At 59.9% G+C, this 16,950-nt stretch carries 17 protein-coding genes; 4 read left to right on the top strand and 13 right to left on the bottom strand.

Annotation, left to right across the window (positions count from 1 at the left end; genetic code table 11):
- Positions 1 to 65: 65 nt before the first annotated feature.
- The 9 genes from hflC to QMK51_RS25725 all read right to left on the bottom strand — a co-directional run bounded on the left by hflC (position 66) and on the right by QMK51_RS25725 (position 10,138).
- Complete coding sequence (gene hflC / locus QMK51_RS25685) at positions 66 to 935, bottom strand: protease modulator HflC (RefSeq protein WP_258697819.1); 870 nt, start codon at positions 933 to 935, stop codon at positions 66 to 68.
- Positions 935 to 2,107, bottom strand: a complete 1,173-nt coding sequence (hflK, locus tag QMK51_RS25690; RefSeq protein ID WP_320392424.1) for an FtsH protease activity modulator HflK — start codon at positions 2,105 to 2,107, stop codon at positions 935 to 937. The genes hflC and hflK overlap by 1 nt, the downstream gene beginning before the upstream one ends.
- Positions 2,108 to 2,203: 96 nt before the next feature.
- A complete protein-coding gene (hflX, locus tag QMK51_RS25695; protein ID WP_258697821.1) occupies positions 2,204 to 3,505 on the bottom strand; it encodes a ribosome rescue GTPase HflX in 1,302 nt (433 codons plus the stop codon).
- Positions 3,506 to 3,517: 12 nt separating this feature from the next.
- Positions 3,518 to 3,778: an RNA chaperone Hfq gene (gene hfq, locus QMK51_RS25700; RefSeq protein ID WP_007902656.1), complete on the bottom strand. Its 261-nt coding sequence runs from the start codon at positions 3,776 to 3,778 to the stop codon at positions 3,518 to 3,520.
- 93 nt (positions 3,779 to 3,871) lie between these two features.
- Positions 3,872 to 4,843 (bottom strand): tRNA (adenosine(37)-N6)-dimethylallyltransferase MiaA, encoded by a 972-nt coding sequence (miaA, locus tag QMK51_RS25705; RefSeq protein ID WP_258700796.1) that lies wholly within the window; start codon positions 4,841 to 4,843, stop codon positions 3,872 to 3,874.
- Complete coding sequence (mutL, locus tag QMK51_RS25710) at positions 4,843 to 6,753, bottom strand: DNA mismatch repair endonuclease MutL (RefSeq protein ID WP_413817505.1); 1,911 nt, start codon at positions 6,751 to 6,753, stop codon at positions 4,843 to 4,845. The genes miaA and mutL overlap by 1 nt, the downstream gene beginning before the upstream one ends.
- Positions 6,750 to 8,180, bottom strand: coding sequence for an N-acetylmuramoyl-L-alanine amidase (locus tag QMK51_RS25715; protein ID WP_320392425.1), 1,431 nt, complete (start codon positions 8,178 to 8,180; stop codon positions 6,750 to 6,752). Before QMK51_RS25715 ends, mutL begins: the two co-directional genes overlap by 4 nt.
- Positions 8,181 to 8,651, bottom strand: coding sequence for a tRNA (adenosine(37)-N6)-threonylcarbamoyltransferase complex ATPase subunit type 1 TsaE (tsaE, locus tag QMK51_RS25720; RefSeq protein WP_320392426.1), 471 nt, complete (start codon positions 8,649 to 8,651; stop codon positions 8,181 to 8,183).
- On the bottom strand, positions 8,639 to 10,138 hold the full coding sequence (locus QMK51_RS25725) for an NAD(P)H-hydrate dehydratase (protein ID WP_320392427.1): 1,500 nt from the start codon (positions 10,136 to 10,138) through the stop codon (positions 8,639 to 8,641). Before QMK51_RS25725 ends, tsaE begins: the two co-directional genes overlap by 13 nt.
- 63 nt (positions 10,139 to 10,201) lie before the next feature.
- Here QMK51_RS25725 and queG point away from each other — a divergent pair, with 63 nt between their 5' ends.
- Positions 10,202 to 11,266, top strand: a complete 1,065-nt coding sequence (gene queG / locus QMK51_RS25730; RefSeq protein ID WP_258697823.1) for a tRNA epoxyqueuosine(34) reductase QueG — start codon at positions 10,202 to 10,204, stop codon at positions 11,264 to 11,266.
- Positions 11,267 to 11,362: 96 nt separating this feature from the next.
- Here queG and QMK51_RS25735 read toward each other — a convergent pair whose 3' ends face one another.
- Positions 11,363 to 11,974 (bottom strand): trimeric intracellular cation channel family protein, encoded by a 612-nt coding sequence (locus QMK51_RS25735; protein ID WP_258697824.1) that lies wholly within the window; start codon positions 11,972 to 11,974, stop codon positions 11,363 to 11,365.
- A gap of 212 nt (positions 11,975 to 12,186) precedes the next feature.
- Positions 12,187 to 12,729, bottom strand: coding sequence for an oligoribonuclease (orn, locus tag QMK51_RS25740; RefSeq protein ID WP_007939601.1), 543 nt, complete (start codon positions 12,727 to 12,729; stop codon positions 12,187 to 12,189).
- Between the two features lie 107 nt (positions 12,730 to 12,836).
- Between orn and rsgA the strand changes: the two genes are divergently transcribed.
- From rsgA to QMK51_RS25755, 3 genes are all read left to right on the top strand, one after another.
- A complete protein-coding gene (rsgA, locus tag QMK51_RS25745; protein WP_320392428.1) occupies positions 12,837 to 13,868 on the top strand; it encodes a small ribosomal subunit biogenesis GTPase RsgA in 1,032 nt (343 codons plus the stop codon).
- A gap of 213 nt (positions 13,869 to 14,081) precedes the next feature.
- Positions 14,082 to 14,489 carry a TIR domain-containing protein gene (locus tag QMK51_RS25750; RefSeq protein WP_320392429.1) on the top strand — a complete coding sequence of 136 codons (408 nt, stop codon included), beginning with the start codon at positions 14,082 to 14,084 and terminating at the stop codon, positions 14,487 to 14,489.
- Positions 14,489 to 15,007 carry a caspase family protein gene (locus QMK51_RS25755; protein WP_320392430.1) on the top strand — a complete coding sequence of 173 codons (519 nt, stop codon included), beginning with the start codon at positions 14,489 to 14,491 and terminating at the stop codon, positions 15,005 to 15,007. The genes QMK51_RS25750 and QMK51_RS25755 overlap by 1 nt, the downstream gene beginning before the upstream one ends.
- A 213-nt stretch (positions 15,008 to 15,220) precedes the next feature.
- Here the strand turns inward: QMK51_RS25755 and QMK51_RS25760 are convergent, their stop codons facing one another.
- Both QMK51_RS25760 and QMK51_RS25765 read right to left on the bottom strand, forming a co-directional pair.
- Positions 15,221 to 15,676 carry a type VI secretion system amidase immunity protein Tai4 gene (locus tag QMK51_RS25760; RefSeq protein ID WP_320394563.1) on the bottom strand — a complete coding sequence of 152 codons (456 nt, stop codon included), beginning with the start codon at positions 15,674 to 15,676 and terminating at the stop codon, positions 15,221 to 15,223.
- A 101-nt stretch (positions 15,677 to 15,777) separates the two neighbouring features.
- The gene (locus QMK51_RS25765; protein WP_320392431.1) at positions 15,778 to 16,944 is read right to left on the bottom strand and encodes a sterol desaturase family protein; all 1,167 of its coding nucleotides are present in this window, start codon (positions 16,942 to 16,944) and stop codon (positions 15,778 to 15,780) included.
- Positions 16,945 to 16,950 lie beyond the last annotated feature (6 nt).

A 16,950-nucleotide genomic window follows, 5' to 3' on the forward strand; every position in this document is an offset into this window, starting at 1 on the left:
CCCAAAGGATCACCCCGCCCGAGGCTTTAGCCGCCAGGCGGGGGATGATTCAGGTCAACGCCGTATCAAGGCTTGGCTTTTTCCAGGTAACGGAAGAAGTCACTGCTCGGGTCCAGGACCATGACGTCGGATTTGTTCGCGAAGCTTTCACGGTAGGCACGCAGGCTACGGTAGAACGCGTAGAACTCCTGATCCTGGCCGTATGCCTTGGAGTAGATCGCAGCGGCCTGGGCGTCACCGTCACCGCGAACCTCTTCGGATTCACGATAGGCTTCAGCCAACAGCACGCGGCGTTGACGGTCAGCGTCGGCACGAATGCCTTCGGCCAGCTCGTTACCCTTGGCGCGGTGCTCGCGAGCTTCACGCTCGCGCTCGGTGCTCATACGCTCGAACACGCTGCGGTTCACTTCCTTCGGCAGGTCGATGGTTTTGACCCGGACATCGACAACTTCAATGCCCAGCTCTTTTTCCGCCATCTTGTTCAGCGAAGAGGTGATGTCCGCCATCAGCGCATCACGCTCACCGGACACCACTTCGTGCAGGGTGCGTTTACCGAACTGGTCACGCAGGCCCGATTCCAGACGACGGGAAAGACGCTCGTCGGCAATCTGCTTGAGGCCGGAAGTCGCGGTGTAGAAGCGCTCGGCATCCTTCACACGCCACTTGGCGTAGGCATCGACCATCACGGCTTTCTTTTCCAGCGTCAGGAAGCGTTGCGTCGGTGCATCCAGCGTCATCAGGCGCGCGTCGAATATGCGCACCTTGTTCACGTAAGGCACTTTCACATGCAGGCCCGGCTGAACATCGGCCTGGACCACGCGACCGAACTGCAGCAACACCGCACGCTCGGTCTGAGCCACGATGTAGAAGCAGTTCCAGGCAACGATCGCCACGACGACGCCGACAATAAGGGCGATCAGCGATTTATTGCTCATCAGCGACTCTCCCTGGTGCGTGCTTGCTGTTGCTGCAGATCGGCTGCCGCACGTGCATTCACTTCATTGCTGCTGGCTGCCGCGCCGGTCACCGGAGCACCGGGGCTTCGACCACTGTCGATCATCTTGTCCAGCGGCAAGTACAGAAGATTGTTCTGGCCTTCCTTGTTGCCGGTCACGAGAACCTTGCTGGTGTTGCTGAAGATTTCCTGCATGGTGTCCAGGTACAGACGCTGACGGGTGACTTCAGGCGCCTTGCGGTACTCGGCCACCAGCTTGGTGAAACGATCGGCCTCACCCTTGGCGCGGGAGACGGTCTCGTCGCGGTAACCGTTGGCATCCTCGAGGATGCGCTGGGCCTGACCACGGGCTTCCGGCACGACGCCGTTGGCGTAGGTTTCAGCCTGGTTGCGCGAACGCTGCTCGTCTTCACGGGCGCGGATCACGTCATCGAAGGCTTCCTGAACTTCACGCGGTGCGGCTGCGCTCTGTACGTTGACCTGGGTGACGGTGATACCGGTGCGATAGGTATCGAGGAAACGTTGCAGACGCTCCTTGATTTCGCTGGCCATCAATTCACGACCTTCGGTCAGCACCTGGTCCATGGCGGTAGAACCCACCACGTGACGCAAGGCACTGTCGGTCGCATGCTGCAGGCTGATTTCCGGCTGATCAACGTTCAGCACGAAGTCCTGCAGGTTGCTGATCTTGTACTGCACGGTCAGCGGCACTTCGACGATGTTTTCGTCTTCAGTCAGCATTTGACCCTGCTTGGTATAGGCACGCTCACGCGTGACGTTTTCCAGGTACTTGCGATCGATCGGCGGGAAATAGATGTTCAGGCCCGGGCCGACGGTTTCATAGTACTTACCGAAGCGCAGCACCACGGCCTGCTCCTGCTCGTCGACCACGTAGACCGCGCTGTACAGCCACACAGCCGCCAACACGGTCAAACCGATGCCGAGCAGGCCGCCAAAGCCGCCACTCTTGCCCGGACCACCGCCCTCGTCACCGCGTTTCTTGCCACCACCGAACAACCCGTTCAGGCTTTCCTGCAGCTTTCGGAAGGCCTCGTCGAGATCCGGTGGTCCCTTGCGATCGCCGTTATTGCGGCGCTTGCCACCCCAAGGATCCTGATTATTCGAGTTGCCACCCGGCTCATTCCAAGCCATAGCGCTCTCCATCTGATAAAGCAAAGACGCACCCACGGCGCGCCGACCAATGCTACAGAATGCCTGTCACCGCGGCACAACCGCTTTCTCAGGCTTTTATTGCAAAGTGTGTTGCTCGATGAATTCCATCGGTTGCAGACCTTCGCGGCTCACGAGTCGATTCAATTCGATCCGTGGCAAGCGAACGGCCAGCAGGCTGATGCCTTCTTCGTCGTGTTCTTCTTTTTGCACCGCACCGAGTTCGAAAAACTGCGCACGCAGCCGAGCAAAACGTTGCGGCAAGCGCAAGGTGCCAACAAACAAATCACTGCCTAACAGTTCCGCCACAGCCTGCTTGAGCAAGTCCAGACCGGTACCGTCCTTGGCCGACAACCAGACCCGCTGCGGCTTGCCATCGGCATCGCGCTGGATCTGCGGCTCAACGCCCTCGAGCAAATCGAGTTTGTTGTATACCTCAAGGATCGGCAAGTCTTGCGCCCCAATCTCATTGAGCACCACCATGACCTGTTCGATCTGGGCCATGCGCTCGGGCTCGTGCGCATCGATCACGTGCAGCAGCAGGTCGGAGTTGCTCGACTCTTCGAGCGTAGCCCGAAATGCCTCGACCAGTTTGTGCGGCAGGTGGCGAATGAAGCCCACCGTGTCGGCCAGCACGATCGGCCCGAGGTCATCGAGCTCGAGTCGGCGCAGGGTCGGGTCGAGGGTCGCGAATAGCTGGTTGGCGGCGAAGACGTCGGAATCGGTGACCGAGTTGAACAGCGTCGATTTGCCGGCGTTGGTATAACCCACCAGTGAAACCGTCGGAATGTCAGCACGTTTGCGCCCGCGACGAGACTGCTCGCGCTGGCTGCGGACCTTTTCCAGGCGCCCCTTGATCTGCCGCAGGCGAACCCGCAACAGGCGCCGGTCGGTTTCCAGCTGGGTTTCACCCGGGCCGCGCAGACCGATACCGCCCTTCTGCCGCTCAAGGTGAGTCCAGCCACGAACCAGCCGCGTACTCATGTGCTCAAGCTGGGCCAGTTCGACCTGGAGCTTGCCTTCATGGGTGCGGGCGCGTTGGGCGAAGATATCGAGAATCAGACCCGTGCGATCGATCACGCGACACTCGAAAACACGTTCGAGGTTACGTTCCTGACTGGGCGTGAGGATGTGATTGAAAATCACCAGATCGACCTGTTCGGCTTTGACCAGGTCGCGTAATTCTTCGACCTTGCCGCTGCTGATCAGGGTTTTGGCGGTTGGCCGATGACGCGGCACGTTAAAAAACGCAACGGTCTCGGCGCCAGCCGAAATTGCCAACTCCTGAAACTCCTGCGGATCTTCGCGCGCCTCAGGGTCCTGACCATCCAAGTGAACGAGAATTGCCCGCTCACCACCACCGTGGCGCTCAAAGAACAAAGGAGACTCCTATCAGGCGTTACCTGGCTCAGCGTCACCTGCTTCGGATTCGGTTGCGCTAGGCAGACGAATTGGACGAACCGGCACCACTGTAGAGATAGCGTGTTTGTAAACCATCTGGCTAACGGTGTTTTTCAGCAGGATAACGAACTGGTCGAAAGACTCGATCGTGCCTTGCAGTTTGATACCGTTGACCAGGTAGATGGAAACCCCCACCTTCTCTTTACGTAAAGTATTCAAGTAAGGGTCTTGTAGCGAATGCCCTTTTGACATGTGCCGCACTCCTTTAAGGATTCAATATAAAAAATAGGTAAACAGATGGCTTGGGCCGTCACACCCCCAAGGATAGACGGCAATTGCAAGGACTCAGCTCAATATGGAGATGGTCCCGAGGTATTTCAAGGCGCGCGGCAGATTGTCGCAATCAAGGCTGTCCAACCAATGTAAATCAGCCCAACTGCGCAGCCAGGTGAACTGGCGCTTTGCCAATTGGCGCGTGGCAATGATTCCACGCTCCTGCATCTCGGCTTGCGTCAGCTTGCCATCCAGGTAATCCCAGACTTGTCGATAGCCTACAGCACGTATAGACGGCAACCCTGAATGCAGGTCACCTCTATCTCGCAGGGCTACGACCTCGTCTATGAATCCCTGTTCCAACATATTTGTGAATCTTTGTTTAATACGCTCGTGCAGTACCTGGCGATTTGCCGGAGCGATGGCCAAGTTCGCGACAGTATAGGGCAATTGTTGCAGTCCCGAAGCGGCTGCTTCAGTACTTTGCGCAGATTGTCGCAAGCGTAGCTCAGTCATGCTCTGACCACTGACACGATAAACTTCCAGCGCGCGACTGAGGCGCTGCGGATCGTTCGGATGAATACGCGCTGCGGACTGCGGATCGATCACCGCCAATTGATCGTGCAGGGCTTGCCAGCCAAGGCGCGCAGCCTCTTCTTCGATTTGCGCGCGAACGTCCGGATCGGCCGCCGGCATGTCCGCCAGACCTTCGACCAAAGCCTTGTAATAGAGCATTGTGCCGCCCACCAGCAGCGGAATTTTGCCCCGCGCAGTGATCTCGGCCATGGCTTGCAGTGCATCACGACGGAAATCCGCGGCCGAATAGCTCTCTGCCGGATCGAGAATATCGATCAGTCGGTGCGGGAATTCGGCCAGAATTTCTTTGGAGGGCTTGGCAGTACCGATGTCCATACCACGGTAGACCAGCGCCGAATCGACGCTGATCAGCTCGCAGGGCAGGACTTTGGTCAGTTCGATGGCCAGGTCGGTCTTGCCGGCAGCTGTCGGCCCCATCAGGAAAATCGCAGGAGGGTGCTGGCTCATCAACGACCGCGCAAAAACAGTTTGTCCAGATCGTCCAGGCCCAGTTGGGTCCAGGTCGGTCGGCCATGGTTGCATTGACCGCTGCGCTCGGTGTTTTCCATGTCCCGCAGCAGACCGTTCATTTCCGGCAGGGCCAGACGCCGATTCGCACGAATCGCGCCGTGGCAGGCCATGGTGCCGAGCAGTTCGTTCAAGTGCGCCTGAATCCGGTCGCTTGTACCGTATTCCATCAAATCCGCCAGAACGTCGCTGACCAGTCGATTGGCTTCAGCCTGTTTCAGCAACGCGGGGATTTGTCGGATCGCCAGAGATTCCGGCCCAAGGCGCTGTAACTCAAAGCCCAGACGCTGGAACCAGGCGACGTGTTCTTCGGCGCAATCGGCTTCACGCTGACTGACCGCCAGGGATTCCGGCACCAACAGTGGCTGACCACTCAGGCCTTCGCTGGCCATGGCGATTTTCAGGCGTTCGTACATGATCCGCTCATGGGCGGCGTGCATGTCCACCAGCACCAGGCCCTGGGCGTTTTCCGAAAGAATATAGATGCCCTTGAGCTGCGCCAACGCGTAACCCAGCGGCGGAATATCGTCCTGCCCGGCCGGCAGCGCGACCGCATTGGCCTCGGGCAACGGCGCGAAGAACTCGCGGTAGGCCGCCTGAGCTTCGGCGACGGGCACACCGGACTGAGGCCGTGGCGTGTATTGATACTGATAACCGGCACCCGCGCCAGAACCCGCCGAGGTACTGAAGGTCGGTTGGGCCTGAGGCTGTTCCAGCAATGCATTGGCCGCCAGACGCATCTCGCCCTGAGGGCCGAACTCGCCGGCTTCGATGCCGGTCGGCCGGACCACGGCGGTCGCGACAGGCGCGGCCAGATGATCTTCCGGCCGCACATCGCCGAGGGCGCGGTGCAAGGTGCCATAGAGGAAGTCGTGAACCATTCGCCCGTCGCGGAAGCGTACTTCGTGCTTGGTCGGGTGCACGTTGACGTCGACGCCCGCCGGATCGACTTCGAAAAACAGCACGAACGTCGGGTGCCGACCATTGAACAGCACGTCGCGATAAGCCTGGCGCACCGCGTGGGCCACCAGTTTGTCGCGCACGGCGCGGCCATTCACAAAGAAGTACTGCAAATCCGCCTGACTGCGGTTAAACGTCGGCAACCCGACCCAACCCCACAGATGCAGGCCATTGCGTTCGATTTCGATCGGCAGCGCCTGCTCCAGAAAACCCGCCCCGCAGATCGCCGCCACACGCCGGGCGCGGGCCGCGTCATCGTGGGCTTCGTGCAGGCTGAGGATGGTTTTGCCGTTATGGCGCAGATGGAACGCCACATCGAACCGCGCCAGCGCCAGACGCTTGATCACTTCTTGCAGGTGATCGAATTCGGTTTTTTCGGTCTTGAGGAATTTGCGCCGCGCCGGGGTATTGAAGAACAAATCGCGCACTTCCACCGACGTGCCCACCGGATGGGCCGCCGGTTGCACGCGGGGCGCCATGTCCCGGCCTTCGGTCTCGACCTGCCAGGCCTGATCGGCGTCGCGAGTGCGGGACGTCAGGGTCAGGCGCGCCACGGAGCTGATCGACGCGAGGGCTTCACCACGAAACCCCAGGCTCATGACCTGTTCGAGGTCTTCCAGGTTGCGAATCTTGCTGGTGGCGTGACGGGCCAGGGCCAGAGGCAGGTCATCGGCGGAAATGCCGCTGCCGTCGTCGCGCACCCGCAGCAGCTTGACGCCACCCTGCTCCACATCGACATCAATACGCTTGGCGCCGGAGTCGAGGCTGTTTTCCAGCAACTCCTTGATCACCGAGGCCGGACGTTCAACCACCTCACCGGCGGCAATCTGGTTCGCCAATCGCGGGCTGAGCAGCTCGATGCGCGCAGTATTGGTCAACACCTGGTTCATTCTTTGGCCGCCAGTTCAGTGCCGGGAATGGTCAATGTCTGACCGATTTTCAGCTCGTCGCTCTTCAAGTTGTTGGCACTGCGCAGGGTGGCTGCAGACACCTGATAACGCACAGCGATCATCGCCAGGGTTTCGCCGGGGCTCACGCGATGGTCACGTGGGCCTTGGGCGATCTTTCCGGAATCGCGCAACCAGGCAATATAGGTGCCCGGCGGTGGATTCTGCTGGAAGAACTGCCGCACGCCACTGCTGATGGAGCGTGCCAGCGCTTGCTGGTGGTTCGATGCCGCGAGTTTCGAGGCTTCCTCGGCGTTGGAGATGAACCCGGTTTCCACCAGGATCGACGGGATGTCCGGCGACTTCAACACCATGAACCCGGCTTGCTCCACGCGCTGTTTGTGCAGCGGCGTGACGCGACCGATGTTGCTCAAGACTTTCTGGCCAACGTTCAGGCTGGACGTCAGAGAAGCGGTCATCGACAGATCGAGCAGCACGCCGGCCAGCATGCGGTCCTTGTCGTCGAGGCTGACGTTACCGGCACCGCCGATCAAATCGGAACGGTTTTCGCTGTCGGCCAGCCAACGGGCGGTCTCCGACGTAGCGCCGCGGTCAGATAGGGCAAACACCGACGCACCGAACGCGGCAGCCGAAGGCGCGGCGTCGGCGTGGATCGAAACGAACAGGTCGGCGCCTTTCTTGCGGGCGATTTCGGTACGGCCGCGCAATGGAATGAAGTAGTCGCCGGTACGGGTCAGTTCGGCGCGGAAACCTTTCATGCCATTGACCTGACGCTGCAGTTCACGGGCGATGGCCAGCACCACGTCTTTTTCACGCTGACCGCGAGAGCCCGAGGCGCCTGGGTCTTCGCCACCGTGACCGGCATCGATCACCACAATGATGTCGCGCTTGCCGGCCGGAGCGGGTGGCAGTTTGAGTGTGGGTTCGGACGGCGTGACGGGCACGGCGGGCACGGTGGCCACAGACGGCGTTGGCGCAGGCGGTGGCGCGGCGTCGGCCGCGTTGTCGAACAGGTCGACCACCAGACGATTGCCATATTGGGCGTTCGGCGCCAGGGTGAAGCTTTTCGGCGTGACCGCTTTTTTCAAGTCGATGACCACCCGCAAATCGGTCGGCGTACGCTGAGCCGAGCGCATTGCCGTGATCGGAGTATTGGAAGTGGAGACGTTCAGTGGCGAACCGAGCGTCGCGCCATTGATGTCGATCACCAGCCGATCCGGCGCGGTCAGGGTAAAGACGCTGTGCTGGACAGGCCCCGTCAGGTCGAACACCAGTCGCGTGTTGTCCGGCGCCCGCCACAGGCGAACACTGTTGACCTTTGTCTCGGCCACAGCGTCGACGGTCACCGCCAGAAACAACAACCCTACGGCAGCAACCAACGCGCGAAAGCGCATACCTAACCCCATCATTTAATTGGATTCCAATGCCAAAGCGGCACACCACGACTCGCCACGCGAGCCCTGGGGCAAAATTTTCAGCGAACGCCCGCTGTCTTGCGGGCTAATGGTAATGGTCAGGTCGGGCTTTGGCAAAAAGCCTGCACCCTTCTGGGGCCATTCAATCAGGCACAGCGCGTCGTCTTCGAAATAGTCGCGGATGCCGAGGTACTCCAGCTCCTCCGGATCGACCAGACGATAGAGGTCGAAATGGAAGGCGCGGACCTCACCAATCTCGTAAGGCTCGACCAGGGTGAAGGTCGGACTTTTTACCGCACCCGTATGTCCCAGGCCACGAATAATGCCTCGAGACAGCGTGGTTTTCCCCGCGCCCAAATCCCCCTCAAGAAAAATCAGACCATGCCCTTCGGTGGTTTGAGCGATGCGAGCGCCAAACGCGGTCATCGCCTCTTCATCAGCCAGGTACAGGGTTACTTCAGACACGGTGCTTGCTCCTCCAACAACTGACGAATGGCTGGAATCAGATCACTGGCCGCCAGCCCACGGCCGAATTTACCTTGTTGCGCGCCGGCATTGGCGTGCAGCCAGACCGCCAGGCAGGCCGCGTCATACGCGTCCATGCCCTGAGCGAGCAAGGCGCCGGCCAGACCGGCCAGCACATCGCCCAAACCGGCGCTGGCCATGGCCGGATGGCCCTGATGACACAGCGCAAGGCGCCCATCGGGGCTGGCAATCAGACTGCCGGCGCCCTTGAGCACCACCACCGCTGTGTATTTTTTGCTCAATGCATGGGCCGCGGCCGGACGGTCGGCTTGAACGTCGGCCGTCGATATCCCCAGCAATCGCGCCGCTTCGCCAGGGTGCGGCGTGATAACACAACCCGCGGGCAAGTTCATGCCACCTTCGGCCAACAGGTTCAACGCATCGGCGTCCCAGACTTGTGGCAACGACGCATTGGCCGCGGCCGACAACAGACTGCGCCCCCAGGCGGCTTGCCCCAGCCCCGGGCCGACGACCAGCACCGTGGCCTTTTCAAGCAGGCCCATTAACTGATTGGCCGACGAAGTGCCGAGCACCATGGCTTCAGGCAATCGCGCCAACACAGCCGGAACATGCTCGCCGCGAGTGGCCACAGACACCATGCCGGCACCGCTGCGCAGGGCACTTTGTGCACTGAGCACAATGGCGCCGCCAAAACCGCGATCACCGCCGATGAGCAATACGTGGCCAAAATTGCCTTTGTGGGACGTTGGAGCGCGACCGGTCAGACGCGGCACATTACCGGCCGTCAGGCGACGAGCGCTGACCGTGGCCCCGATAAATGTCTCGGGGGCGGCTTGCAGATCGTTGAAGACCAGATCGCCAACCACATCCGCAGCGTCACCGGTGAACAGACCCAATTTCAAACCGATGAACGTCACTGTCAGATCAGCCCGGACCGCAATGCCGAGCATGCGGCCCGTATCGGCGCACAGCCCCGAGGGGATATCCACCGCCACCACCGGTAGCCCACTGGCGTTGATCGCGGCAATGGCGCCGGCATACGGCTCACGCACGTTACCGGTCAGGCCGGTGCCGAGCAAGGCATCCAGCACAATGCCGCGTAATTCGGAGTGCGCGCTCCAGCCTTGAATGGCGACGCCTTCGGCTACTGCCTCGGCATGGGCCGACGCCGCATCGCCCTGCAAACGCCCTGGGTCACCGACGGCCAGCACCCGTACGTGCCAGCCGGCACGCCGGGCCAGCACGGCCACCAGGTAACCGTCGCCGGCGTTATTGCCGTGGCCGGCCACCACGCTCAATTCGTGCGCCGTCGGCCAATGACGGACCAGCGCACGCCAGGTCGCCCGCGCCGCACGCTGCATCAATTCGAAGCCCGGTGTGCCCGCCGCGATCAGGCTCGCATCGAGCCCTCGGACTTGCGCGGCGCTATACAGCGCGTCGGGTAATTCATCTTTAGTGTGCGGCATGCGTCTTCAGGCTCCGATGTCTGGCAGAATTATACGCATCTCAGCTCCGGTTTCTCTCGCCTCATGCCCGCTATTACCACAGACCTGCCCGCCCTCGCCCAATCCATCAAGGACTGGGGCCGCGAGCTGGGCTTTCAGCAAGTCGGCATCAGCGGCCTCGATCTGGCCGAGCATGAGCAGCATCTGGAGCGCTGGCTCGCGGCCGGCTATCACGGCGAAATGGACTACATGGGCGCCCACGGCAGCAAACGCTCGCACCCGGAAGAGCTGGTGCCCGGCACTTTGCGCGTGGTTTCCCTGCGCATGGACTACCTGCCGGGTGACACCGAAATGGCCAAACGCCTGGCCCAACCGGAAAAAGCCTACGTCTCACGCTATGCCTTGGGTCGCGACTACCACAAATTAATTCGTAAACGCGTGCAACAACTGGCGGAAAAAATTCAGGCGGTGATCGGCCCGTTTGGCTACCGCGCGTTTGTCGACAGCGCCCCGGTGCTGGAAAAAGCCATCGCCGAACAGGCTGGCCTGGGGTGGATCGGCAAAAACACGCTGGTCTTGAATCGCAAGGCCGGCAGTTACTTCTTCCTCAGCGAACTGTTCGTCGACCTGCCGCTGCCGGTGGACCCGCCCCACGCCAGCGAACACTGCGGTCGCTGCACTGCCTGCCTGGACATTTGCCCGACCAATGCCTTCGTCGGCCCCTATGTGCTGGACGCCCGGCGCTGCATTTCGTACCTGACCATCGAGCTGAAAAGTGCGATCCCGGAAGATTTGCGGCCGCTGATTGGCAATCGGGTGTTCGGCTGTGATGACTGCCAGATCGTCTGCCCGTGGAACCGCTTCGCCCGGCCTTCCGGGGAAAGCGACTTCAAACCCCGGCACAACCTGGACAACGCCGAACTGGCCGAACTGTTCATGTGGGACGAAGAGAAATTTCTCAGCAGCACCGAAGGCTCACCGCTCAGGCGCGCGGGTTACGAACGCTGGCTGCGCAATCTGGCGGTCGGCCTGGGTAATGCCCCGTCGAGCATTCCGGTGCTGGAAGCCTTGAAGGCACGGCGGGACTATCCGTCGGAACTGGTGCGTGAACACGTGGAATGGGCCCTGAAACAACACGGCCTCGCGTAGGAGCTGCCGCAGGCTGCGATCTTTTGATCTTAAAAAATCAAAGTCAAAAGATCGCAGCCTGCGGGCACGAGTACGGCCCAAGAGATAAGGATGTGATCAAGCCTCGTCGTTATAAACGAACTTGGGCATTTCCCAGTGGAAACGGATCGCCAGCAAGCGCAGCAGAAAGCCGCCGAACAGGGTGATCAGAATCGCCTGCTCACCGGGTAATTGCAGGTAGACACAGAGCAGATAGCACCACGCCGCGGCAAACGAGACGCTGGCGTAGAGCTCGCGGCGGAAGATCAGCGGAATGTCGTTGCAGAAGATGTCCCGCAGGATGCCACCGAACACCCCGGTGATCACGCCGCTGACCGAGGCCACCAGCATGCCGTGGCCCATTTCCAGGGCGGTCATGCAACCGATCAAGGTGAACGCCACCAGGCCCACGGCATCGAGCACCAGAAACAGCGAGCGCAGGTGACGCATCCAGCGGGCGATGAAGATCGTCAGCATCGCCGCGACTGAGGTCAGCACCAGGTATTCAGGGTGTTTGACCCAGGTCAGTGGGTAATGGCCGAGCAACACGTCACGCACCGAACCGCCGCCCAGCGCCGTGACGCAGGCGATCAGCACCACGCCAAACCAGTCCATTCCGCGACGACCCGCAGACAGGGCGCCAGTCATGGCTTCGGCAGTAATGGCGATCAGGTAGAGCATCAGCAACATGGCGGCGGTCCTTACAAGAAGGCGCGCAGTCTACTCAGATCGTCAGGGCACCAAAAGGGGGCAAGAGAACCTGTGGCGAGGGAGCTTGCTCCCGCTGGGCCGCAGAGCGGCCCCATTTACTGACAGCGCAATTCTTCAGATAGAACTTTACGACTGCTGCGCAGCCGAACGGGAGCAAGCTCCCTCGCCACAAAAACCCACTCCATACCCAATCAGAACTTGATGAAGTTCTTGCGGTAGTGCTGCAGCTCGGCGATCGATTCGCGGATATCGTCCAGGGCCAGGTGGGTACTGCCCTTCTTGAAGCTGTCACGCACGTCCGGCGCCCAGCGCGCGGCCAACTCTTTGAGGGTCGACACGTCGAGGTTGCGGTAGTGGAAATAGCTTTCCAGGGATTTCATGTGGGTATAAAGGAAGCGACGGTCCTGGCAGATGCTGTTGCCACAGATCGGCGACTTGCCCTTCGGCACCCATTTCTCCAGGAAGGCGATGGTCTCGGCCTCGGCTTCGGCCATGCTGATGCGGCTGTCGCGGACCCGTTGGGTCAGCCCGGAGCCGCCGTGCTGACGGGTATTCCACTCGTCCATGCCGGCGAGGATCTCGTCGCTGTGATGGATGGCGATCACCGGACCTTCGGCCAAGGTGTTCAAATCACTGTCGGTGACGATGGTGGCCATTTCGATGATGACGTCGGTATCAGGGTTAAGACCGGTCATTTCCAGGTCGATCCAGATCAGATTCTGCGGGTTTTGCATGTGTCGGCTCCTAGGCAATGCTGCGCAGTTTAGCCTAGGCCGGTGGCCGGGCGTGCTAAACTCGCGGCCGTTTTACCTAATCGCTACATTCTCGATACGGAACACCCATGGCCAAACGCCAACTCAATCGTCGTCAAAACTGGCGCATCGAAAAGATTCAGGGCGAGCGCGCTGCCCGCGCCGCCAAACGCGAGTCCTCGGCTGTCGAGGCACTCGAAGGCGGCGACCTGGGTCCGGAACAGACGGGCCTGGTGATCGCGCACTTCGGTGTGCAGGTCGAAGTCGAGGCCCTCGATGGCGAATTGGCCGGCCAGGTGTTCCGCTGCCATTTGCGCGCCAACCTGCCGGCGCTGGTGACCGGCGATCAGGTCGTGTGGCGTGCCGGCAACCAGGGCATCGGCGTGATCGTGGCGCAACTGCCGCGTAAAACCGAGCTCTGCCGTCCAGACAGCCGTGGCCAGCTTAAACCGGTGGCGGCCAACGTCGACTTGATCGTCATCGTCTTCGCGCCGCTGCCCGAGCCCCACGCCAATCTGATCGACCGTTATCTGGTCGCCGCGGAACACGCGGGTATTCGGCCGTTACTGCTGCTGAACAAATTCGACTTGATCGACGAGCAGAACGCCCCGGCGTTGAACGCCTTGCTGGCGGTTTACCGCACGCTGGGCTACCCGGTGCTGGAAGTGTCGGCCCACCACGGCAATGGCATGGAGCAGTTGCAGAAGCAGCTGGACGGGCACATCAGCGTATTCGTCGGCCAGTCCGGTGTTGGCAAGTCGTCGTTGGTCAACAGCCTGCTGCCTGAAGTCGAAACCCGCGTCGGCCCGCTGTCCGAGCTGTCGGGCCAGGGCACCCACACCACCACTACCGCGCGATTGTTCCACTTCCCCGGTGGCGGTGAACTGATCGACTCCCCGGGTATCCGGGAATTCGGCCTGGGTCACGTCAGCCGCGCCGACGTCGAAGCCGGTTTCATCGAGTTCAACGACCTGCTCGGCACCTGCCGCTTCCGCGACTGCAAGCACGACCGCGAGCCGGGTTGCGCATTGCTCAAGGCGCTGGAAGACGGCCGCGTGCAGCAGCAACGGATGAACAGCTATCGGTCGATCATCGCCAGTTTGCCTGATTCCAGCTATTAAACAGATGTATCGGCAGCCTCATACCAAAGAGGCTGCCAAATACAGCCCCCGCCCTACAAAATCCCTCGCGCACTAAACGTCAGACCTTTCGGTCAGGCCTGTATCCGCCTGCCTGCAAGACATTTCTCTTTATCCACGCAGGTCTTGCAGGCGCAATTCAGATGCCTAAATTCGGTCCCTCCTCGCACTTTCGCGACCCCGAGGGACACCCCCATGCAGACCTTTCATTTGTTCATCAGCCATTCGTGGAATTACTCCGATGCTCACGACAAATTAGTGAAACTGCTCAACGCGCATCCGACCTTTTCCTATAAGAACTTCTCGGTACCGCTGCACAACCCGATCATAGGCGCACAAACTGACAAGCAACTTGAACAGGCCATCGAAAACAAGATTCGCCCCTGCTCGGCAGTGCTGATCATGGCCGGGATGTATTCGACCTACAGCAAGTGGATCAACAAGGAAATCGAGATCGCCAAGCGCATGGGCAAGGTGATCATTGCGATCAAACCCTTCGGCGCCGAACGGATTTCCAACGTGGTGCGCGAGGCTGCACACGCCGAATGCGCGTGGAACACCAACAGCATCGTCAGCGCGATTCGCCTGCATACGGCGGTGTGATGATGCGCAAGGGACTGTTTATCGGCATCAACCATTACACGCATGTCGCGCCGCTCAACGGCTGTAACAATGACGCCATCGCCATCAACACCCGTCTGATTCAGGCCAACATCAAGACCTACTTCGACGTGCTGGATCCGGAGTCGCAGACCACTGACGACATCACCGGGGTTATCACCCGCAACATCACCGCGTGCACGCATCTGATAGCACTGGCCTCGGACAAGACCGCGCTGTCGTGGTGGGTGCCGTTCGAAATCGGTGAAGCGACCATCAGTAACCGACGGATCTGCTCATTCAAGACAGAACCGGCGGAACTGCCGCTGTACCTCGATAAATGGCCAAAGCTCAGCACCGACAAGGATCTTGAGTTTTTCATTGATGCCTACCGAGAGGAAGTGGCGACCAAGCGCTCAATGACACTGGACTCGATCAATGAATCCCTTTACGGCGCCTACAGACGCAATGCCGAACTGTTCCATGATCAACTCAAGAACCGCATCCGACGCGGGTTCTGACAGGTGCAAAAAAGCCGCGATTATCGCGGCTTTTGTGTATTTCAATGCTGACCAATCCATGGACGAGTCTGATGAGATTCAAGTTCAAACATCAGCTGAATCCAGCAGGCCGCTTGAGTCAGCCTTATCGGCAGAATGGGTGACGCCGTCATTCACCGGGACTTAGGCGAGTCGAATGGCCGAGCGGATACTCATTGTCGATCGCGGCGCGGTTCAATCCTTTTTGGGCCGTGGGGGATTGTCCTGACGATAGGTGTGCTGGGGTTTGATGACCAATTGCCTGACCTGACTGTCCAATTCTTCGCTGTGATACAGGTCCAGGCATTTGAGCAGCTCAAAGCGAACGCCTTTTCGCTCTGATTCGACCAGTGGATTGTGATAATCACGAGCCAGAAACTGATCAACCAGAGTTCTACCGGCTTGAGGTGCTTGCTCCAGATCGAAATAGGTCCAATCCATAAGCGCGCTGGCACTGCTTCCGGCGTCCTGGGCGGCTTCAGGTTCGCTCTTGTAGGCTGTAGCGATGCAGTCTGCCAGCACCATATCCTTGTAATTTTGCGCGTAGGTGCGCCCGCCTGCTTGTGGGGAGTGGGTCGGATCATCCTTGGCCCAACTGTTGGAAGGTGCGACTGCCCAAGCCAGGGCCAAGACCGCAGTCAAATATTTCATCACGACAAACTCCAGAAGTTCGCGCGGTCGGTTTGATAGTTCACACCTGGCTCATTGAAATAGCAGACAAAAAAGCCGCGATGATCGCGGCTTTTTTGACCTCAGGAAACCGCTGCCGGCGGTTTCGGTTCGACGCTCTTCAGCTCAGGCTTCTGAAACGGGTACAGGTGCTGGCGCAGGATACCGCCAGGCAAGTCCTTGCCAAAAACCCCGTAGCGCGTCGGCCACTCCTTGGGTGGCAACTTGAAGGTGCCGAACAGCATATCCACCAACGGCGTATGGATCGCATAGTTCTTGTAGATGTAATCCTTGTGCCGGGCATGATGCCAATGGTGATAACGCGGCAGGACCATCACATAATTCAGCCAGCCGCCGTTGATCCGAACATTGGCATGGGCCAGCACGGCCTGTACGCCGACCAGAATCACATAGGCGTTCAACGCCTGGGGCGCGAAGCCCAGCAGCATCAAAGGCACCAGCACGCCGGTGCGAGTCAGCAGAATCTCGATGAAATGAACACGCGAACCGGCGAGCCAATCCATGTGCGTGCTTGAGTGATGCACGGCATGGATGCGCCATAACCACGGCACCACGTGATACAACCGATGCAGCCAGTATTGACCGAGGTCGGCCACCAGCACCGCCAGTAAAAACTGCACAACGATCGGCAGGCTTTGTACGCTAGCCTGCAAGTTCGTCGACACCGCCCAACCGGCTATATAGCTCGACGAGGCGGTGATGAAAATCAGGATGAACTGCACCAGCATATGACTGACGAAAAAGTAGGTCAGGTCAGTTCGCCAGTGCGGACGCAGAATGTTTTGCTCGGGGTCCTTGGAATAGAGTTTTTCCAGAGGGATAAAGACGATGGCCGACACCAGCAGGGCCAGTACGAACCAGTCCAGCCCCAGCGAATACGGTGTCTGCCCTATAGAGCTGACCTGCACATTGGTGCCGCCAAGAAACACCGCCAGCCCCGAGGCAACAAGTCCGGTGATCCCCAGGCGCTTGCGCGTGTTGAGCAGGATATTCAGGGTGCCGAGGCAGAAGGACAGCACCAACCCGAGCAACAGCGTGGTGCGCGCAAACTGCTCGTCGTACACCTTGCGCAGTTCGGCGGTGGTCAGCCATTCGGGAAAGAGAAAGCAGAATACCGCCAGCAGGCTCAATAGCCCGAGCGTCGCCGAGATGTAGCCACTGACCCGGCCTTCACCAAACTTGAAGGGTGCGTTGCCATGTCGCTGAAAATAGGACTTGAGTCTTTCCATTACCGG

It is taken from the genome of Pseudomonas sp. P9_31, from assembly GCF_034008235.1.
Lineage (GTDB): Bacteria > Pseudomonadota > Gammaproteobacteria > Pseudomonadales > Pseudomonadaceae > Aquipseudomonas.